This is a genomic window from Bacillus sp. iso_77 (assembly GCF_056173625.1).
In genome coordinates, this window is record NZ_CM149683.1 from 52,224 (window position 1) to 71,590 (window position 19,367).

21 protein-coding genes are annotated in these 19,367 nt (G+C 42.2%); all 21 read left to right on the plus strand.

From position 1 onward, the window contains the following. The first annotated feature begins 101 nt into the window (after window positions 1–101). The 21 genes from rnmV (at window position 102) to yabQ (ending at window position 19,351) form a co-directional block, all read left to right on the plus strand. Entirely contained in the window at window positions 102–662 is a 561-nt protein-coding gene (rnmV, locus tag AC0VYC_RS00275; RefSeq protein WP_096882142.1) for a ribonuclease M5, read from the plus strand. Then, window positions 655–1,533, plus strand: coding sequence for a 16S rRNA (adenine(1518)-N(6)/adenine(1519)-N(6))-dimethyltransferase RsmA (rsmA, locus tag AC0VYC_RS00280; RefSeq protein WP_024719357.1), 879 nt, complete (start codon window positions 655–657; stop codon window positions 1,531–1,533). The genes rnmV and rsmA overlap by 8 nt, the downstream gene beginning before the upstream one ends. Before the next feature lie 134 nt (window positions 1,534–1,667). Next, window positions 1,668–2,552, plus strand: a complete 885-nt coding sequence (gene yabG, locus AC0VYC_RS00285; protein ID WP_007496216.1) for a sporulation peptidase YabG — start codon at window positions 1,668–1,670, stop codon at window positions 2,550–2,552. A gap of 213 nt (window positions 2,553–2,765) precedes the next feature. Beyond that, complete coding sequence (veg, locus tag AC0VYC_RS00290) at window positions 2,766–3,023, plus strand: biofilm formation stimulator Veg (protein WP_003217979.1); 258 nt, start codon at window positions 2,766–2,768, stop codon at window positions 3,021–3,023. Between the two features lie 161 nt (window positions 3,024–3,184). After that, window positions 3,185–3,370 carry a small, acid-soluble spore protein, alpha/beta type gene (locus AC0VYC_RS00295; RefSeq protein WP_017366434.1) on the plus strand — a complete coding sequence of 62 codons (186 nt, stop codon included), beginning with the start codon at window positions 3,185–3,187 and terminating at the stop codon, window positions 3,368–3,370. Window positions 3,371–3,517: 147 nt separating this feature from the next. Next, window positions 3,518–4,387 carry a 4-(cytidine 5'-diphospho)-2-C-methyl-D-erythritol kinase gene (gene ispE / locus AC0VYC_RS00300; RefSeq protein WP_017359321.1) on the plus strand — a complete coding sequence of 290 codons (870 nt, stop codon included), beginning with the start codon at window positions 3,518–3,520 and terminating at the stop codon, window positions 4,385–4,387. A 55-nt stretch (window positions 4,388–4,442) separates the two neighbouring features. Continuing rightward, on the plus strand, window positions 4,443–5,276 hold the full coding sequence (gene purR / locus AC0VYC_RS00305) for a pur operon repressor (RefSeq protein ID WP_007496210.1): 834 nt from the start codon (window positions 4,443–4,445) through the stop codon (window positions 5,274–5,276). 38 nt (window positions 5,277–5,314) lie between these two features. Beyond that, entirely contained in the window at window positions 5,315–5,692 is a 378-nt protein-coding gene (gene ridA / locus AC0VYC_RS00310; protein WP_008341860.1) for a 2-iminobutanoate/2-iminopropanoate deaminase, read from the plus strand. 224 nt (window positions 5,693–5,916) lie between these two features. Next, window positions 5,917–6,213 carry a septation regulator SpoVG gene (spoVG, locus tag AC0VYC_RS00315; protein WP_008357439.1) on the plus strand — a complete coding sequence of 99 codons (297 nt, stop codon included), beginning with the start codon at window positions 5,917–5,919 and terminating at the stop codon, window positions 6,211–6,213. Window positions 6,214–6,411: 198 nt separating this feature from the next. After that, window positions 6,412–7,782 (plus strand): bifunctional UDP-N-acetylglucosamine diphosphorylase/glucosamine-1-phosphate N-acetyltransferase GlmU, encoded by a 1,371-nt coding sequence (gene glmU, locus AC0VYC_RS00320; protein ID WP_475389142.1) that lies wholly within the window; start codon window positions 6,412–6,414, stop codon window positions 7,780–7,782. Between the two features lie 22 nt (window positions 7,783–7,804). Then, window positions 7,805–8,758 carry a ribose-phosphate diphosphokinase gene (locus AC0VYC_RS00325; RefSeq protein ID WP_003217907.1) on the plus strand — a complete coding sequence of 318 codons (954 nt, stop codon included), beginning with the start codon at window positions 7,805–7,807 and terminating at the stop codon, window positions 8,756–8,758. 138 nt (window positions 8,759–8,896) lie between these two features. Further along, window positions 8,897–9,523 (plus strand): 50S ribosomal protein L25/general stress protein Ctc, encoded by a 627-nt coding sequence (locus AC0VYC_RS00330; protein ID WP_335350727.1) that lies wholly within the window; start codon window positions 8,897–8,899, stop codon window positions 9,521–9,523. A gap of 140 nt (window positions 9,524–9,663) precedes the next feature. After that, window positions 9,664–10,230, plus strand: a complete 567-nt coding sequence (pth, locus tag AC0VYC_RS00335; RefSeq protein ID WP_007496201.1) for an aminoacyl-tRNA hydrolase — start codon at window positions 9,664–9,666, stop codon at window positions 10,228–10,230. A gap of 55 nt (window positions 10,231–10,285) precedes the next feature. Further along, window positions 10,286–10,516, plus strand: a complete 231-nt coding sequence (locus AC0VYC_RS00340; RefSeq protein ID WP_003217967.1) for an anti-sigma-F factor Fin family protein — start codon at window positions 10,286–10,288, stop codon at window positions 10,514–10,516. Between the two features lie 67 nt (window positions 10,517–10,583). Further along, complete coding sequence (gene mfd, locus AC0VYC_RS00345) at window positions 10,584–14,117, plus strand: transcription-repair coupling factor (RefSeq protein ID WP_019743557.1); 3,534 nt, start codon at window positions 10,584–10,586, stop codon at window positions 14,115–14,117. A 139-nt stretch (window positions 14,118–14,256) separates the two neighbouring features. Beyond that, complete coding sequence (gene spoVT, locus AC0VYC_RS00350; RefSeq protein WP_007496196.1) at window positions 14,257–14,793, plus strand: stage V sporulation protein T; 537 nt, start codon at window positions 14,257–14,259, stop codon at window positions 14,791–14,793. A gap of 204 nt (window positions 14,794–14,997) precedes the next feature. Further along, complete coding sequence (locus AC0VYC_RS00355; protein ID WP_072368351.1) at window positions 14,998–16,602, plus strand: putative polysaccharide biosynthesis protein; 1,605 nt, start codon at window positions 14,998–15,000, stop codon at window positions 16,600–16,602. Next, window positions 16,592–18,076: a bifunctional methyltransferase/pyrophosphohydrolase YabN gene (gene yabN / locus AC0VYC_RS00360; protein ID WP_335350728.1), complete on the plus strand. Its 1,485-nt coding sequence runs from the start codon at window positions 16,592–16,594 to the stop codon at window positions 18,074–18,076. The genes AC0VYC_RS00355 and yabN overlap by 11 nt, the downstream gene beginning before the upstream one ends. Next, window positions 18,073–18,333, plus strand: a complete 261-nt coding sequence (locus AC0VYC_RS00365; RefSeq protein ID WP_008341839.1) for an RNA-binding S4 domain-containing protein — start codon at window positions 18,073–18,075, stop codon at window positions 18,331–18,333. Before yabN ends, AC0VYC_RS00365 begins: the two co-directional genes overlap by 4 nt. 74 nt (window positions 18,334–18,407) lie before the next feature. Further along, window positions 18,408–18,716 (plus strand): sporulation protein YabP, encoded by a 309-nt coding sequence (yabP, locus tag AC0VYC_RS00370; RefSeq protein WP_007496190.1) that lies wholly within the window; start codon window positions 18,408–18,410, stop codon window positions 18,714–18,716. Continuing rightward, the gene (gene yabQ / locus AC0VYC_RS00375; protein ID WP_024719361.1) at window positions 18,713–19,351 is read left to right on the plus strand and encodes a spore cortex biosynthesis protein YabQ; all 639 of its coding nucleotides are present in this window, start codon (window positions 18,713–18,715) and stop codon (window positions 19,349–19,351) included. Before yabP ends, yabQ begins: the two co-directional genes overlap by 4 nt. The last annotated feature ends 16 nt before the right edge of the window (window positions 19,352–19,367 follow it).

The following is a 19,367-nucleotide window of genomic DNA, read 5'->3' on the forward strand; positions in this document are numbered from 1 at the left end:
AATAGAAGCACTGTTTTCTAATTAATTAGACGCAAAAACAGCAAGGAAGGTTTCATTTTTTGACAAAAAAATGTAGATTGTTTTTGCAAGCGGAGGAATACATGAAAATCAAAGAAATCATTGTGGTGGAGGGTCGTGACGACACTGCTAGAGTAAAGATGGCAGTTGATGCAGATACGATTGAAACGAATGGATCTGCCATTGGCGATACAGTCATTCAACAAGTGCGTCTTGCTCAGGAGACGAGGGGGGTTATCATTTTAACTGATCCTGATTTCCCTGGGGAAAAGATCCGTAAAACCATCGCAGAGGCTGTCCCTGGCTGTAAGCACGCCTTTATACCAAAACACCTTGCGAAAGCGAAGCGGGACAAAGGAATTGGTGTCGAGCATGCTTCCTTGGATAGTATTCGAGAATGCCTTGCACATGTCCATGAGGAAATGGAAGAATCAGAAAGCGAGATTACGTTAGACGATTTATTTGACGCAGGCCTTATCGGAGGCGAAGCATCAAAACGCCGCCGCGAACGATTAGGTGTGCTTTTAAATATAGGATATACAAATGCGAAGCAGCTGCAAAAGCGTCTTCACATGTTCCAAATAACGAAAGAGGATTTTATTGCGGCCTTAAAGACCGTCATGCAGGAGGAAGCCGATGAATAAAGATATTGCGACGCCCATCAGAACGAAGGAAATACTGAAGAAGTACGGTTTCTCTTTTAAAAAGAGCTTAGGGCAAAACTTTTTAATTGATACGAATATTTTAGATCGCATTGTCGATCATGCAGAGATTACGGATGAGACCGGTGTGATTGAAATTGGCCCTGGTATCGGTGCGTTGACTGAACAGCTCGCTAAACGGGCAAAGAAAGTCACGGCTTTTGAAATCGACCAGCGCTTATTGCCGATTTTAAACGATACGCTTTCTCCATATGATAATGTCACCATTATTCATCAAGACGTATTAAAAGCAGATGTAAGAAAGGTGATTGAAGAACAGTTTGCTGACTGTAAAGAAGTAATGGTCGTAGCAAACCTTCCTTATTATGTGACGACACCAATTATTATGAAATTGCTTGAAGAAAACCTTCCATTGAAAGGCATCGTTGTCATGCTGCAAAAAGAAGTAGCAGATCGCATGGCCGCTGCTCCTTCATCAAAAGAATACAACTCTTTGTCGATTGCAGTGCAATTTTATACAGAAGCGAAGACGGTCATGGTTGTGCCGAAAACGGTTTTCGTCCCACAACCAAATGTGGATTCAGCGGTAATCAAACTAACTGTTCGTGAAACGCCTGCGGTCTCAGTAGACAATGATACGTTTTTCTTTCAACTGATTCGTGCGAGTTTTGGCCAGCGCCGGAAGACATTGATGAATAACTTGATGAACAATCTGCCAGACGGTAAGAAACATAAAGCCATCATTGAAGAAGCCCTTGTAACAGCTGAGGTTGATGGGAAACGCCGCGGTGAATCATTGTCAATCGATGAATTTGCCCGTTTGTCCAATGTTTTACACAAAGCCCTTTCATAAGGGCTTTTTTCTTTTGGTTTTCACCACTTCACCTGTTCAGGCATAGGCTAGAAAGAACAACACACCTGAAAGAAGAACAAGTGTAGCGTAAGACGATACCAACAGGATAAGAGCCTGATTGTGGAGTGAAAAGCATGCAATTTCAAATAGGAGATATGGTGACGAGGGCATCCTATCAGATGGATATTATGTTTCGTATCATTCGAATTGATGAGACAGACCAGCACGAAGCCACCGCCATTTTGCATGGGAATGAAGTGAGGCTGATCGCCGATGCGAAGATGTCAGATTTGGTCTTGATTCAAAAAGAGGAGCAGCTGACAAGAGAGAAGGACGATGAACGGAAAATTAACGAATCGCTCGACTTACTCAGGCAAGATTATCAGCTGCTTCGTGAAAAACAAGAGTATTATACGTCTGGACAATATCAGCATCAGGAGCAGTATTTTCATATGCCCGGAAAGGTTCTGCATTTAGATGGAGATGCTTCATACTTAAAGAAATGCTTAGATGTATATGAAAGAATCGGTGTACCTGTGTATGGTGTGCATTGCCACGAGAAGAAAATGCCAAGCATGATTGATTCATTAATTGATCAATACCGGCCTGATATTTTGGTCATCACAGGACATGATGCGTATTCTAAACAAAAGGGCGGTGTACACGATATCGGTGCATATCGTCATTCTCGTCATTTCGTTGAAACGGTTCAAAAGGCAAGAAGGAAGGTTCCGCATTTAGATCAGCTCGTGATCTTTGCAGGTGCCTGCCAATCTCATTTTGAATCATTAATTCAAGCAGGTGCTAATTTTGCAAGCTCACCCTCACGTGTCAACATTCATGCACTTGACCCCGTCTATATTGTTGCCAAGATCAGCTTCACTCCATTTGTAGATCGAATCAACGTGTGGGATGTGCTCCGAAATACGCTGACGAGAGAAAAAGGTCTCGGAGGGATTGAAACAAGGGGTGTTTTAAGGGTAGGTATGCCATATAAAAGAGACCATGAATCGACATAACCCGACTGATTTCAGTCTGGTTTTTTTTATGCTCAAAAAGAAATTTCATATGAATACATAATTCACCGGAATTTGAGAAAAATAGGGAGGAGAAAAGGTAGAAGTTTGTCAAAATTATTTTGTTGACAATGGCTCGTGTTGGTTGATATAATTTAATTTTTATTTGACAAAAATGGGCCGTTGTTGTATAATTATCTCAGTGAGGTGGATGCAATGGCGAAGACTTTGTCCGACATCAAAAGATCGCTTGATGGTAACTTAGGTAAACGTTTGACGTTAAAGGCTAACGGAGGCCGCCGAAAAACAATTGAGCGTTCGGGCATTTTAGCTGAAACGTACCCTTCTGTTTTTGTGATTCAATTAGATCAAGATGAGAATTCGTTTGAAAGAGTTTCTTACAGTTATGCAGATATACTGACTGAGACGGTCGAATTAACGTTCGATGATACCGCTAGCTCAGTCGCCTATTAATGGGCAGTGAACTTTTTGTTTACTGCTTTTTGTTTTGCCTTTTTTCTGTATGGGAGGCTGTCCATTATTTGAAAGGGGTAAAAGGCAGGAATCGATGCAAAATAAGAAAGCCACAAATGAGTGGCGATGATTCGAATTCTCGACCAAAGGGGCTGTTTCGTTTGGGTAGACGCCGAGGCATTATGTCAGATGAGTTCAAATACGAGCTGGCGAAGGATCTTGGATTTTATGATACCGTCAAAAATGGAGGCTGGGGAGAGATTCGTGCGCGTGACGCAGGAAATATGGTCAAACGTGCCATTGAATTAGCTCAACAGCACATGGCTCAAGAAGAGAATCAACGATAAAGAAATGATCAGGGATACCTCGCGTGTCTCTGGTCTTTTTTGCTTGAAAAAGTGAGTGTGCTGGGGGCAAAAGCCAATATTCATCAGATCCATCAAATGTGATACAATATTGATACTTATGTTTAGATGGAGAAGTAGGTGAAATGTTTGCGTATTTTAGAAAAAGCACCGGCAAAAATTAATCTCTCACTTGATGTTCATGGAAAAAGACCGGATGGATATCACGAAGTGGAGATGGTGATGACAACAATAGATCTTGCAGATCGACTAGAGCTGACGGAGCTGGACAAAGACGAAATCCGTGTATCATCTCATAATCGTTTTGTGCCAGATGATCAACGGAATTTGGCTTATCAGGCAGCTAAATTGTTAAAAACAAGATTCGGTATTCAAAAAGGCGTATCGATTGTCATCACAAAAGCAATTCCCGTCGCAGCAGGTTTAGCTGGAGGTAGCAGTGATGCCGCAGCAGCGCTTCGCGGCTTAAACCGTTTGTGGAAGTTAAATCTCACGTTAGATGAACTAGCTGAGCTTGGAGCGGAGATCGGCTCAGATGTCTCTTTTTGTGTGCACGGAGGGACAGCGCTAGCGACAGGACGTGGAGAGAAACTAAAGCATATTGCGACACCGCCGCATTGCTGGGTGATTTTAGCGAAGCCGGTGATTGGGGTATCTACAGCTGAGGTCTACAGACAATATGACGCAAGCAAAGTAGAACACCCAAATGTACAGCGTATGATTGAAGCAATTGAAGCGAAAGATTATAAAGAGATGTGCGGCTCACTCGGTAACGTGTTGGAATCTGTGACATTAAAGATGTATCCAGAAGTCGATATGATTAAGAGACAGATGAAGCGTTTCGGAGCAGATGCTGTATTAATGAGCGGCAGCGGGCCAACTGTATTTGGCTTGATTCAATATGAATCGAAGGTACAAAGAATATATAACGGACTGAGAGGATTTTGTGATCAGGTTTACGCTGTCCGCATGATCGGCGAACAAAATACCCTTGATTAAATCCGTATATTAAGTTATATTATTCATAAATTATTCGGGTTCTGGGGGTAAGTTCATGAAGTTTCGTCGAAGCGGCAGATTGGTGGACTTAACAAATTATTTGTTAACCCACCCGCACGTACTAGTACCTTTAACTTTTTTTGCAGAGCGATATCAATCTGCGAAGTCCTCTATTAGTGAAGACTTAACGATTATCAAACAGACCTTCGAACAGCAGGGAATAGGGACTTTACTTACTGTACCTGGCGCTGCTGGCGGAGTGAAATATATTCCAAAGATTCATCTAAAAGAAGCAGACGAAGTCGTCAACGATATCGGAGAGGCATTATCAACTCCTGAACGTGTGCTTCCTGGCGGTTATTTATATTTAACTGATGTTTTAGGCAATCCATCGATTCTTGCGAAAATCGGTAAGCTTTTTGCGACCATTTTTTCGGATCGACCGATTGATGTTGTCATGACTGTTGCGACGAAAGGTATTCCGATTGCCTATTCTGTTGCAGGTTATTTAAATGTGCCTGTTGTGATCGTTAGAAAAGATAATAAGGTAACTGAAGGATCAACTGTGAGTATTAATTATGCATCAGGTTCTTCTAACCGAATTCAAACCATGTCACTTGCAAAGCGGAGCTTAGATAAAGGATCCAATGTGTTGATTATTGATGACTTTATGAAAGCAGGCGGAACCATTAATGGCATGATGAATCTTCTAGAGGAATTTAATGCAAATGTTGCAGGGATCGGTGTTTTATTAGAAGATGAAGGCGTAGATGAACGTCTTGTCGATGAATATGTATCACTTTTAAAGCTTTCAACCATTGATATGAAGCAGAAAATCATTGAGATTAATGAAGGTAATTTCCACGAGTTTTTTCATTCGAAAGCTTAAGCTTTGATCAAACATGTATTTGAATGGGAGAGATTGATATGACAAAAGTTGTTCAAACCAAAAACGCGCCAGCAGCCATTGGACCTTACTCTCAAGGGATTATCGTCAATAACATGTTTTACAGCTCAGGGCAGATTCCGTTAACGCCAGCTGGAGATTTTGTGAATGGAGATATTAAAGAACAAACACATCAAGTGTTTCATAATCTTAAAGCCGTCCTTGAAGCAGCGGGTGCTTCCTTTGAAACAGTCGTGAAAGCAACGGTTTTCATTAAAGATATGGAACAATTCGCTGAAGTGAATGAAGTGTACGGTGAATACTTCCATACACATAAGCCAGCTCGTTCATGTGTAGAAGTAGCCAGACTTCCAAAAGATGCACTTGTAGAAATTGAAGTTGTGGCATTAGTGAAATAAACAGGCCATCTCTTTGGAAACCGATTGGTTTCATTATATGTATGAAAAGGCATCGTCATGATGTCTTTTTTCACGCAACCGATGTAAGCGCCGTCATTAAAATGACAAAAAATGTATAAATATCCCGATATTTCAAAAAAAGTTTAAAAAAAGAGCAGGAGAATCACCACAATCGTTGAATACCTAATTAATGCTTTTATATTGGGAAAAGGTGGTGAACTACTGTGGAAGTTACTGACGTAAGATTACGCCGCGTGAATACCGATGGTCGCATGAGGGCGATTGCATCCATCACGCTGGACCACGAATTTGTTGTTCATGATATTCGTGTGATTGATGGAAACAATGGCTTGTTTGTTGCAATGCCTAGCAAACGTACGCCTGATGGAGAGTTTCGCGACATTGCACATCCAATTAATTCAAGCACTCGGGGTAAAATCCAAGATGCTGTTTTAAATGAGTATCATCGCTTAGGCGAAGAGGAAGAGACAATTGAATATGAAGAAGCTGGAGCTTCTTAAAGATATGTGAACCTAAAAAGACAGCTTTAAGAGAAAATGAATGTTTTCTTTTAAATGCTGTCTTTTTTGCGTTTTTTCTCTTGTTCCTTATGTCTCCCGTTCATTAGAAAATTAATGCACTTCCTCTTGTATCCTTGAAATCAGTCCTTATTTAGGATATATTTTTCTATGGATAATAGGGATATTGGAGGCCAATCAATGGATAAGCGGTTCGCAGTGATTTTAGCAGCGGGAAAAGGAACAAGAATGAAGTCAAAGTTATACAAAGTACTTCATCCAGTTTGCGGAAAGCCAATGGTCGAGCATGTGGCAGATCAAGCGTTAAAGCTATCTTTAGCCAAGCTTGTGACGATTGTCGGTCATGGAGCAGAGGACGTCAAGAAGCAGCTTGGGGACAGAAGTGAATATGCACTTCAAGAAGAACAGCTGGGAACAGCACATGCCGTCAAACAAGCTAAATCGTTCCTCGCGCAGGAAAAGGGAACAACCATTGTCATTTGTGGAGATACACCATTATTGACAGCGGAAACAATGGAAGCCATGTTAAGCGAGCATCAAAAACAACAAGCGAAAGTGACGATTTTGACAGCACACGCGGATGATCCAACAGGTTATGGACGTATTATTCGTGATGAAACAGGTGCTGTAGTAAAAATCGTCGAGCATAAAGATGCAAATGATGCTGAACGTCAAGTGAATGAAATTAATACTGGAACCTATTGCTTTTCAAATGAAGATCTTTTCCGTGTGATTGAGCAAGTGTCAAATGAAAATGCACAAGGTGAATACTATTTGCCGGATGTCATTGAAATTCTAAAGAATGAAGGACAGACGGTTGCAGCGTATCAAACACCGCATTTTGAAGAAACACTTGGAGTCAATGATCGTAGCGCTCTATCACAAGCAGAGCAATTCATGAAGCGACGTATTAATCATCAGCATATGAAGAATGGTGTAACCTTGATTGATCCTGAGAACACGTATATCTCGCCAGATGCAGTCATCGGTGAAGATACAATGATTTATCCTGGGACGGTCATCAAAGGGAATGTAAAGATTGGTGCAGATGCCACAATCGGTCCGAACACTGAAATTGTTGATAGCGTAATTGGAGATCGGACAGTCATTAAGCAGTCTGTTGTCTGCGATAGTGAAGTTGGGGTAGATGTGACAATTGGACCGTTTGCTCATATTCGCCCGTTGTCGAAAATTGGCGATGAAGTGAAGATCGGAAATTTTGTCGAAATCAAGAAAACAGTTTTCGGTGACCGAAGCAAAGCGTCTCATCTCAGCTATATTGGAGATGCAGAGGTCGGAGCGGATGTAAACCTTGGTTGTGGATCCATTACAGTTAATTATGATGGGAAGAACAAATTCTTAACGAAGATTGAAGATGGCGCATTTATTGGCTGCAATTCAAATCTCGTTGCACCAGTCACTGTCGGAAAAGGGGCATATGTTGCAGCCGGTTCAACGGTTACAGAAGATGTACCGCAGGATGCATTGTCTATTGCTAGAGCAAGACAAGTCAATAAAGAAGATTATGTGAAAAATATTCATAAAAAATAATCCAAATACCCGGAGGTTTACCATGTCTAATCGTTATGCTGATGCGAATTTAAAGATATTCTCTTTGAATTCAAACCCTGAACTTGCCAAAGAAATTGCCGATCGTATCGGAGTTGATGTAGGAAAGAGCTCTGTTAAACGTTTTAGTGACGGTGAAGTCCAAATCAATATTGAAGAAAGTATCCGTGGCTGTGATTGTTATGTTATTCAATCTACTAGTGCGCCAGTCAATGAGCACATTATGGAGCTACTCATTATGGTAGATGCACTAAAACGCGCTTCTGCGAAAACGGTCAATATTGTCATCCCTTATTACGGATATGCACGTCAAGATCGTAAGGCGAAACCTCGTGAGCCAATCACGGCGAAGCTTTTTGCGAACTTACTTGAAACAGCAGGTGCTACACGTGTCATTGCACTTGACCTTCATGCGCCGCAAATCCAAGGTTTCTTTGATATTCCAATCGATAACTTAATGGCTGTGCCAATCTTAACAAACTATTTTGAACAGAAAAACTTGAATGATATCGTTGTTGTGTCTCCTGACCACGGTGGTGTTACGCGTGCGCGCAAAATGGCGGACCGCCTGAAAGCACCAATCGCAATTATCGACAAACGTCGTCCGAAGCCGAACGTGGCTGAAGTGATGAACATCATTGGGAACATTGAAGGCAAAACGGCGATTCTCATCGATGATATCATTGATACAGCTGGTACGATTACACTTGCTGCAAATGCACTTGTGGAAAATGGAGCGGCTGAAGTCTATGCTTGTTGTACTCACCCAGTATTGTCTGGACCAGCAGTAGAACGTATTACAAACTCTAAAATTAAAGAATTAGTTGTGACAAACAGTATTCACTTAACAGATGACAAGAAAGTTGGAAAATTCATTCCGCTTTCAGTTGGGCCTTTGCTTGCAGAAGCCATCATCCGTGTACATGAAGAAGAATCTGTGAGCTACCTTTTCAGCTAATTTTCTGATTGAAAAAGGCCCTAGGCATCAGCTTGGGGTCTTTTTGCTGTGATAAATGAAAGGCAAACATGTTTAAAATGATTCAGTTATGGGTATTTATGAAAGTAGTGACAAAAAAGAAATAGGATGGTGCTGAATATGGCAACTTTAAAAGCAAATAAAAGAACTGATTTCAAACGTTCCACACTGCAAAAAATCCGTCATTCAGGACACGTTCCTGGTGTCATATACGGAAAAAATACAGACAACCTTGCTGTTTCATTAGACAGTATTGATTTATTAAAGACATTACGTGATGAAGGAAAAAACACAATCATCACATTAGACGTTGGCGGTGAAACAAAATCTGTGATGGTAACAGAACTGCAAACAGATCCGTTGAAAAATGAGCTTGTCCACGCTGATTTCCAAGTGGTCGACTTACAGCGAGAAATTGACGCAGATGTACCTGTACAACTCATTGGCGAATCCAAAGGTGTAAAGGATGGCGGTGTGCTTCAGCAGCCACTATTTGAGCTATCCATTACAGCAAAACCAAAGGATATCCCGCAAAATATTGAAGCTGATATTACGAACTTAGAAGTAAATGACGTACTAACAGTTGGTGATCTGTCTGTTCAGTCTACGTATCAGATTAATAATGATCCAGAAGAAGTTGTTGCTTCGATCTTACCGCCTCAGCAATCAGAGGTTCCAGAGCCAGATAGTGAAAAGGAAACGCAAGAGCCTGAGGCCATTAAAGAAAAAGATGACAGCGAAGAATAACTGGTCAATTAGAGACGTAACCCTCCCGCGGTTACGTCTTTTGTGCTAGAATGAAAAGAATTCATACGTTTTGCATGAGGCAATCACATTGGCTCATTTTTTAGGCGTGTGCATGTGCGACAAAGGAGGTTATTGGTTTCATGATTGCGTTCGTTGGATTGGGTAATCCAGGAAAAGAATATGAAAAAACAAGACATAACGTCGGGTTTATGACAATAGATGAACTATCAAAAAAATGGGACATCCCATTAAATCAATCAAAATTCCATGGACAATATGGAACTGGGTTTGTTTCGGGGCAAAAGGTTCTACTTGTGAAGCCTCTTACATATATGAACTTATCAGGGGAATGTGTGCGTCCGCTGATGGATTACTATGATATTCCCCTTGAACATTTGAAGGTCATCTATGATGATCTTGATTTGCCAACGGGCCGGATTCGTTTGCGTACTAAAGGAAGTGCAGGCGGACATAACGGAATCAAATCGTTGATTCAGCATTTAGGTTCACCAGAGTTTGACCGATTCCGTATCGGCATCGGCCGTCCACAAAACGGCATGAAGGTCGTCGATTACGTGCTAGGACGCTTCTCAGAGGAAGAACAGCCCGATATCTCATCTGCTATTCAAGCATCTGTTGAAGCTTGTGAAGCGGCTTTAACAAAGCCATTTTTAGAAGTGATGAATGATTTTAACAAGAAGGTATAAGAATGATAAGCAAAGCACATACTGATCATAAAATCTCAGCATGGGAGGATCACGTATGGCTTTGCACTATTACTGCCGGCACTGTGGTGTAAAGGTTGGCAGTCTAGATGAATCCGCTGTCCAAAGTGAAGCACTTGGATTTCATCACTTAACAAATGAGGAAAGAAACGATATGATTTCTTATAGGGAAAATGGTGATTTACATGTACAAACCATTTGTGAGGATTGCCAAGAGGCGCTCGAAAGAAATCCTGATTACCATCAGTATCATACCTTTATTCAATAAAAAGCTTTGGTGTAGATAATAGACCAAAGCGTTTTTCTGTTTTAAACAAGCAGGGAGGAGGAGCCAAATGAAAAATATACAATCATTTATCAAACAAAGTGATGATTTTCAGTCCATTTTTAATGGGCTAAAGGAAGGTTTAAAAGAACAACTGCTCGCCGGACTATCAGGCTCCGTCAGATCTTTATTTACAGCCGCCATATCAGACGAATTAAAGCGGCCGATGTTTATTGTGACACACAACTTATATCAAGCGCAGAAGGTCACAGATGATCTAGCAAGTGTGATGCCAGATCGCTCGGTCCTTCTTTATCCTGTCAATGAACTCATTGCATCTGAAATTGCTGTGGCAAGCCCGGAGCTTAGAGCGCAGCGTCTTGATGTATTGAATCGTCTCGCGAATGGAGAAAATCCGATTGTCGTGACCCCAGCAGCTGCAGTGCGTAGAATGCTTCCTCCTGTTGAGCTCTGGAAGGAGAGTCAGATCCATTTAAAGGTTGGTGAAGAAATTGATTTGGAGGCGTTTTCAAAACAACTCGTGCAAATCGGTTATGACCGGACGTCCATGGTCGCTGCGCCCGGAGACTTTAGTGTGCGCGGAGGCATCATTGACATTTATGCGTTAACGGAAGACCACCCGATCCGTATTGAGCTGTTTGATACAGAAGTGGATTCTATTCGGTCCTTCCACTCTGACACGCAGCGTTCATTGGAAACACTTCAAGAAATCAAGATTGGCCCGGCGAAAGAGCTGATTGTAAGAGGGCCTGAACGAGTGAGAGCGATTGAACAGCTTGACGAAGGTCTTGCCAGTAGCTTAAAGAAATTCAACTCGGATAAACAAAAAGAACTGCTCCATCAGAATATTTCTGCTGATCGTGAGAAGCTGCTAGAAGGTATTGTGACACAAGAAATGACGAAGTATCTGTCCTATTTCTATGAAAAGCCTGCTAGTTTGCTAGATTATACATCGCAGGATACGATTATCATTCTAGATGAAATCAGCAGAATTCAGGAGATGGAAGAACAGCTTGAACAGGAAGAAGCAGATTGGACAATTAGTCTGCTGGAAGAAGGGAATATCCTGCATGATCTAGCCCTTTCCTTCCCATTTCAAGAGCTGTTCAATCAGCAATCGAGATCGATTCTGTACTATTCCTTATTTTTGAGACATGTTCAGCAGACCAATCCGCAAAATATCGTCAATGTATCTAGTAAGCAAATGCAGAATTTCCACGGGCAGATGAATGTGCTTGCAAGTGAAATTGAACGCTACAAAAAGCAGAATTATACGGTAGTCTTTTTAGGTGCGGATGAAGAGCGGACAGAGAAGCTGTCATCTGTTTTGCATGATTATGACATTGAAGCAGCTCTTGCTAAACCTGATGCTGAGCTTGTCAGCGGGCAAGTATATATTTTACAAGGTGAGCTGCAAACCGGTTTTGAACTGCCTTTATCCAAAATTGCTGTCATTACAGAGGGTGAACTTTTCAAGAAACGTGTGAAGAAGCAGGCACGTAAGCAAAAGCTGACGAACGCAGAGCGAATCAAAAGCTATTCAGAGCTGCAAGTGGGCGATTACGTGGTGCACATTAACCACGGGATCGGTAAGTATTTAGGAATTGAAACGCTTGAAATTGGCGGCATTCATAAAGATTATTTAAATATTCATTATCAAGGAAGCGACAAGCTTTATGTCCCTGTTGAACAAATTGATCAGGTGCAGAAGTATGTTGGGTCAGAAGGAAAAGAACCAAAGCTATACAAACTAGGCGGTAGCGACTGGAAGCGCGTGAAGAAAAAAGTAGAATCATCTGTGCAGGACATTGCAGATGATCTAATTAAGCTGTACGCAGAACGTGAAGCAAGCAAAGGGTATGCCTTCTCGCCTGACCATGAGATGCAGCGCCAGTTTGAATCTGCATTCCCTTACCAAGAAACAGACGATCAAATTCGCTCGATTCATGAAATCAAGCAAGACATGGAGCGGGAGCGCCCGATGGATCGTCTGCTTTGTGGAGATGTGGGCTATGGAAAAACAGAGGTGGCGATTCGAGCGGCCTTCAAAGCCATTGCTGACGGGAAGCAGGTGGCACTGCTTGTACCAACAACGATCTTAGCGCAGCAGCATTTTGACACGATTATGGACAGATTCCAAGACTATCCTGTTAAAATCGCTCAGCTTAGCCGCTTCCGTACACGAAAAGAAACAACAGAAACATTAAAAGGGCTGAAAAACGGAACGATTGATATGGTCATTGGGACGCATCGTCTTCTTTCAAAAGACATTGTGTACAAGGATTTAGGACTGTTAATTATCGATGAAGAGCAGCGCTTCGGTGTGACGCATAAAGAGAAAATTAAACAAATGAAAGCCAATATTGATGTGCTGACGTTAACGGCAACGCCAATTCCTCGTACGCTTCATATGTCGATGCTTGGCGTACGTGACTTATCTGTTATTGAAACACCACCTGAGAACCGTTTCCCAGTTCAAACCTATGTTGTCGAGTACAATGGTGCGTTAGTTAGAGAAGCCATTGAGCGAGAACTGGCAAGAGGCGGCCAAGTGTACTTCCTTTATAACCGAGTGGAGGATATTGAACGAAAAGCAGATGAAATCTCGATGCTTGTTCCAGACGCAAAAGTAAGCTACGCACACGGGAAAATGAGTGAGAACGAGCTGGAATCCGTGATGATTAATTTCCTAGAAGGTGAATCGGATGTACTCGTCAGTACAACCATTATCGAAACGGGCGTAGACATACCAAATGTGAACACGCTCATTGTTCATGATGCTGATAAAATGGGGCTTTCGCAACTGTACCAGTTAAGAGGACGAGTTGGGCGCTCGAATCGTGTGGCCTATGCTTATTTCACTTATCGAAAAGACAAAGTGCTTTCTGAAGTAGCTGAGAAAAGACTTCAAGCTATTAAAGAATTCACTGAGCTCGGATCAGGCTTTAAGATTGCGATGCGTGACTTAACGATTCGAGGAGCAGGAAATTTACTTGGTGCACAGCAGCATGGATTTATTGATTCTGTTGGATTCGACCTTTACTCTCAGATGCTGAAAGAAGCCATTGAAGAAAGAAGAGGCGATACGACTGCTCAAGAAAAATTTGAGCCGGAAATTGATCTCCAAATTGATGCCTACATTCCAGATAGCTATATTTCTGATGGCAAACAAAAGATCGAGATGTATAAACAGTTTAGAGCGATTGGATCAATAGAAGAGCGGAAAGAGCTTCAAGATGAAATGATTGACCGATTCGGAGAATATCCGCAAGAAGTGGCTGACTTGTTCACGATTGCGACGATGAAGGTGTACGCTGTGCAGGAACGTGTCGAGTTGATCAAGATGGAGAAAGGCATTGTCAGACTAACTCTCGATGAAAAAGCAAGCAGCGACATCGATGGTCAAAAATTATTTGAGCTTGGCAGTCAATATGGACGTGATATCGGTCTTGGCATGGAAGGCAGCAAGCTGATTATTTCTGTCCAAACAAAAGGCAAGAAAACGGAGGAGTGGCTTGAAGTCGTTCTTCGTATGCTTCGAGGTCTTCAAGATGTGAAAAAAGAAACCATTCCATCTTCATAAAATTTTGTTGGTCTCTCGTGTATATTACGTTTGATGTGACGGATACTAATCTCAGGGTCAAGTGGTGAATGTTGCATAAAGTGGACGCTTTTGTTCCATTCACCCAACACATCATCAAACGAAAGAGAGGCAGCAGTGAATGAAAGCAACTGGAATTGTACGCCGCATCGATGATCTAGGTAGAGTGGTTATACCGAAGGAGATTCGCAGAACATTGCGTATCCGGGAAGGAGATCCACTTGAGATTTTTGTCGACCGCGATGGAGAAGTCATTTTGAAGAAGTATTCACCGATTAGTGAGCTAGGAGACTTTGCGAAGGAATATGCTGATGCTTTATTCGACAGTTTGGGTCATTCTATCCTCATCTGTGATCGTGATACGTATATTGCTGTATCCGGCAGTTCAAAAAAAGAGTACTTAAACAAATCCATTAGTGATTTACTTGAACGAACAATGGATCAGCGTAATTCTGTATTAGAGGACAGCAAAAAAGAAATTCAGCTTGTGGATGGTATTGATGATGATGTATCAGCTTATACCATTGCACCTATTGTTGCAAACGGAGATCCAATTGGCGCCGTCGTTTTATTTTCTAAAGAGCGTTCAATGGGAGAAGTGGAGCATAAAGCGGCAGAAACGGCAGCTGGCTTCTTAGCCCGTCAAATGGAACATTAGGTCTAATAATTCTATATCATCTTGATAAAAAGAAAGAATGCCGATGAAATCATCTGATTTTGTCGGCGTTTTTTATATGGGATGAAACAAAATAATGAATGTATCGTCTACTCCTTAGAAAGAAACGGCTTGCCAGTCACATATGATATAATGAGTGCGTTTTAATGCAGGTATATTTTTTGATTGAACATAAAGGAGTCATCCATGAAAAATGCTGTGAATCAGCCGCATTGGCTTTTCCAAGGTGCGGTGATTTTAACCATCGCAGGCTTGTTATCAAAGGTACTGAGTGCCGTATATCGTGTCCCTTTTCAAAATATCGTAGGAGACACAGGTTTTTATATTTATCAGCAGGTCTATCCCTTTCTTGGCATTGCGATCATGCTCGGCACCACTGGTTTTCCTGTGATGGTGTCCAAGCTCCTGAGCGAGCATGGTGAGGAGAATCGCCGAATTATTACAAAGGTATCCTTGGTGTATATCACTTTGCTGAGCTTGGTCTTATTTCTTTGTTTATATATAGGAGCAGGCACAATTGCGAATCTCATGGCAGACAGTCAATTAATGCTTCTCATCCAGATGAGTTCGTTTGTGTTTCTATTTCTGCCGCTTACCGTGATGCTGAGGGGTGTTTTTCAGAGTGATGGGCTGATGCTCCCCACTGCGGTCTCTCAATTGGCTGAGCAGCTCATCAGAGTAGGCGTCCTGCTTGTTTTATCTTTCTATTTCGTGAGACATGGCTATTCGCTTTATGAAACAGGAGCGGGTGCGGTGTTCTCTTCTATAGCTGGAAGTGCTGCTTCACTCCTTTTGCTTCTTTTCCTTTGGCTGACCTATCGGAAGCGGTTGTCAGCGAGCAAGACATTAAAACAGGCTACACTGCGGAAAAAAGATGTGCTGAAGAGTTTGGTGCTGTATACATTGACGATTTGTGTGAGTGGATTGCTGATCCTATGGATGCAAATGATCGATGCTTTTCACTTGTATGCGCTACTGCGCAGTGAGGGACTGAGTGAAGCAGCTGCAAAGGCGGCAAAAGGCGTATATGACCGAGGTCAGCCGTTCCTGCAGCTCGGGACGGTGTTTGCAATTAGTATCGGGACGTCTCTTGTTCCGTTTTTGTCGTCGGCCTTAAGAAAAGGGCAGCATGAAGCAATTCGTGAAAAAGTACGTACATCGTTTAAGGCAACATCGGTGCTGGGGATTGGTTCAGCTGTCGGGCTTATATGTATTTTATCGTCTGTGAACATTATGCTTTTTCGTAATGACTTAGGGACAGATGCGTTGCAAATATTTTGCATATCCATTGCCTTTACATCAATGGCGATTACGCAAACCGCTTTACTTCAGGGTCTGGGACATACCGTGTACCCGGCTGTTGTGGTCCTGATCAGTGTACTGGTGAAATGGGGGCTGACGCTGGCTCTTGTCCCGTTATTCGGCATTTATGGAGCTGCTTGGTCGACTGTTTGTGGGTTTCTCGCCGCCGCTGCGCTCAATGCGGTGTATTTGAAGCATAAAGGGTGGATTTCAATAAGAGAGCTATTCCCAGTGAAAATTCTTTTATCAGCAGCATTCATGGCCGTCGTTTTAATTGGATATCAGGCATTGTTTTCTTGGGTCATTCCCTTTGAGAAACGTCCGTTTTCTGTTTTAGAGAGCCTGACTTCAGTTTTTATTGGTGGTTTCGCCTTTTTATATAGTATTCTTAAGCTAGACGTATTTACGGAAGAGGAATGGAGACTCATTCCATTAGGAGAAAAGATTTTATATTTTAAACAGATGAGAGGGAATCGAAATGGCAGGTAAGATTACAGTCGTTGGTCTTGGGGCAGGCGACATGGATCAGCTGACGCTCGGTGTATATAAGCAACTGAAGCAGGCGAAAGAAGTATACATGAGAACGCAGGATCATCCACTCACCGCAGAATTGATGCAGGAGGTCCCGTCTCTGACCTTTTTTGATGAGATTTATGAAAAGCATGATCAGTTTGATGCAGTGTATGAGGAAATCACAGACATTCTCTTCCGAGAGGCTGCGGAGAAAGATATTGTGTATGCAGTACCAGGTCACCCGTTTGTAGCGGAAAAGACAGTGCAACTTCTTGTTTCACAACAGAAGGAGCGCGGGGTTGAGGTGTACGTGGCTGGTGGACAAAGCTTTTTGGATGCGACGTTTAATTCCTTACAGATTGACCCAATTGAAGGGCTGCAATTCGTTGACGCAGGGGATATGAGAGCGGATGATCTGAAGTTGACTCAGCATGTGTTGATCTGTCAAGTATATGATCAGATGACAGCCTCGAATGTGAAGCTGACCCTCATGGAAAAGCTACCTGACGATTATGAAGTCTTTATCGTAACGGCAGCTGGAAGCAGTCAGGAACAGATTACAGGTGTTCCTTTATTTGAACTTGATCGAGATGTGTCGATAAATAACTTAACGAGTGTTTATGTGCCTCCAATCCAAGATGAAAAGCTACTCTATCAACAATTTGACACTTTCCGTGAAGTCATTCGTACATTAAGAGGTCCTGGCGGCTGTCCTTGGGATCAAAAACAAACGAATGAGTCGCTCAAATCATATTTAATTGAAGAATGTTATGAGCTGCTGGAAGCCATAGATGAAGACGATCCAGATCATATGGTTGAAGAACTCGGAGATGTACTGCTTCAAGTTTTACTCCATGCTCAAATTGGTGAAGATGATGGTTACTTCTCAATGGATGACGTCATCCAGCATGTCACAGAAAAAATGATTCGACGACATCCGCATGTGTTTGGTGATACGGATGTGTCTGAAGCATCAGATGTCGTCGCCAACTGGGAAAAAATCAAGCAGCAGGAAAAACCGGAGCGTGCAGCATCTATTTTGCAATCCATTCCAACGACACTTCCAGCTTTAACAAAAGCTTATAAGCTCCAAAAGAAAGCAGCGAAAGTGGGCTTCGATTGGACAGAAGTAGAGGATATTTGGAACAAATACGAAGAGGAAAAGCGGGAATTCCTTGTGGAAGTGGCAGAGAAAACGGATGAAGGTGCAACAAAGCAGATGAAGGATGAATTTGGGGATCTTTTATTTGTTCTCGTCAACATCGGCAGATTTTATCACCTAGAGCCTGAAACCGCCCTCTCTTCTGCAAACACAAAATTCATGCGGCGCTTTCAGCATATTGAACAAAAAGCAAAGGACATAGGGCGTTCACTAGAAGACTTGACCCTAGAAGAAATGGACGATCTGTGGAACGATGCCAAACGCATAGAAAGAGGTGAACATACATGAGACTAGATAAATTCTTAAAAGTGTCTCGTTTAATTAAAAGAAGAACATTGGCAAAAGAAGTAGCCGATCAAGGGAGAATTTCCATTAATGGCACGCAGGCGAAAGCCAGCTCTGACGTGAAAGAAGGGGACGAGCTTCAAATTCGCTTCGGCCAAAAGCTTGTGACTGTTCAAGTCAACGAGTTAAAAGACACAACGAAAAAAGAAGAAGCTGCTGGCATGTATACCGTGCTAAAAGAAGAGAAAACAGCAGAATAGGGCTTGTTCTAAATGTCCCGCCTGTCACATACAATGCAGTAACAATGCAAGTATGAGATATGGGGGATGTATAAATGAATCAATATTATAATCAACCTCAAGGCACGAAGTTGTCATCAGAAGCCGAGCATCATGTCACAATGCGCAACAGAAAGCATTTAGATATTACCGGGGTCAAACAAGTCGAGAGCTTTGATAATGAAGAATTTCTGCTTGAGACTGTCATGGGAGTCCTCGCCATTCGCGGAGAAAATCTGCAAATGAAAAACTTAGATGTAGAAAAGGGCGTTGTGTCCATTAAAGGGCGTGTCTTTGACTTAATCTATGTAGATGAGCAGCACGGGGAGAAAGCTAAAGGATTTTTTAGCAAGCTGTTTAAATGACACTGACGGTCCAGTTTTATACGATGCTTTCGATGGCGGCGATGGGCATCTGGCTGGGCGCATCGCTGGATACGTACAAGCTGTTTGTGAACCGTGAAAAAACAGCAAAATGGCTGCTGGTCATTCACGACCTCCTTTTTTGGGTGGTGCAGGGTCTCTTATTCTTTTATGTCCTGCTGCTGACCAATGAGGGAGAATTCAGGCTTTATATTTTTCTAGCTGTTGCTTTAGGTTTCTCGATGTACCAGGCATTGATGAAACAGCTGTATATGAACATCCTCAAGTTTGTGATGAGGTGTATTTATCAGACTGTTCTCGTCCTGAAAAGGCTGATCATGTCGATGGTTTTCCAGCCCATTCGCTGGATCGTTGGTTTGATCATAAGTGCTCTTCTGTTCTTGTTCCACTCGCTCTTACGCCTTGTTCGTTTTGCGTTTCGACTCGTGTGGAAGGTGCTGTATATTGTTTGTTATCCGCTTATTTGGTTACTCAATGTAACCATTATTCATCGAATTCCCGAAAAATGGCGAACATCAATGAGGTTGTTTTTCTCAAAAGGAGCAGGAATTTTACAAGGGATCAAGAAAGTATCTCGTACCATGAAAACGAAATGGAAACAATTCTGGACAAAGTAAGAGAGGAGGCCTTCAT

What these genes read in the sequence shown, in the direction of transcription:
- rnmV (WP_096882142.1), top strand. Translation starts at nt 102, where the DNA reads ATGAAAATCAAAGAAATCATTGTGGTGGAGGGTCGTGACGACACTGCT.
- rsmA (WP_024719357.1), top strand. Translation starts at nt 655, where the DNA reads ATGAATAAAGATATTGCGACGCCCATCAGAACGAAGGAAATACTGAAG.
- yabG (WP_007496216.1), top strand. Translation starts at nt 1,668, where the DNA reads ATGCAATTTCAAATAGGAGATATGGTGACGAGGGCATCCTATCAGATG.
- veg (WP_003217979.1), top strand. Translation starts at nt 2,766, where the DNA reads ATGGCGAAGACTTTGTCCGACATCAAAAGATCGCTTGATGGTAACTTA.
- purR (WP_007496210.1), top strand. Translation starts at nt 4,443, where the DNA reads ATGAAGTTTCGTCGAAGCGGCAGATTGGTGGACTTAACAAATTATTTG.
- ridA (WP_008341860.1), top strand. Translation starts at nt 5,315, where the DNA reads ATGACAAAAGTTGTTCAAACCAAAAACGCGCCAGCAGCCATTGGACCT.
- glmU (WP_475389142.1), top strand. Translation starts at nt 6,412, where the DNA reads ATGGATAAGCGGTTCGCAGTGATTTTAGCAGCGGGAAAAGGAACAAGA.
- AC0VYC_RS00325 (WP_003217907.1), top strand. Translation starts at nt 7,805, where the DNA reads ATGTCTAATCGTTATGCTGATGCGAATTTAAAGATATTCTCTTTGAAT.
- AC0VYC_RS00330 (WP_335350727.1), top strand. Translation starts at nt 8,897, where the DNA reads ATGGCAACTTTAAAAGCAAATAAAAGAACTGATTTCAAACGTTCCACA.
- pth (WP_007496201.1), top strand. Translation starts at nt 9,664, where the DNA reads ATGATTGCGTTCGTTGGATTGGGTAATCCAGGAAAAGAATATGAAAAA.
- AC0VYC_RS00340 (WP_003217967.1), top strand. Translation starts at nt 10,286, where the DNA reads ATGGCTTTGCACTATTACTGCCGGCACTGTGGTGTAAAGGTTGGCAGT.
- mfd (WP_019743557.1), top strand. Translation starts at nt 10,584, where the DNA reads ATGAAAAATATACAATCATTTATCAAACAAAGTGATGATTTTCAGTCC.
- spoVT (WP_007496196.1), top strand. Translation starts at nt 14,257, where the DNA reads ATGAAAGCAACTGGAATTGTACGCCGCATCGATGATCTAGGTAGAGTG.
- AC0VYC_RS00355 (WP_072368351.1), top strand. Translation starts at nt 14,998, where the DNA reads ATGAAAAATGCTGTGAATCAGCCGCATTGGCTTTTCCAAGGTGCGGTG.
- yabN (WP_335350728.1), top strand. Translation starts at nt 16,592, where the DNA reads ATGGCAGGTAAGATTACAGTCGTTGGTCTTGGGGCAGGCGACATGGAT.
- AC0VYC_RS00365 (WP_008341839.1), top strand. Translation starts at nt 18,073, where the DNA reads ATGAGACTAGATAAATTCTTAAAAGTGTCTCGTTTAATTAAAAGAAGA.
- yabP (WP_007496190.1), top strand. Translation starts at nt 18,408, where the DNA reads ATGAATCAATATTATAATCAACCTCAAGGCACGAAGTTGTCATCAGAA.
- yabQ (WP_024719361.1), top strand. Translation starts at nt 18,713, where the DNA reads ATGACACTGACGGTCCAGTTTTATACGATGCTTTCGATGGCGGCGATG.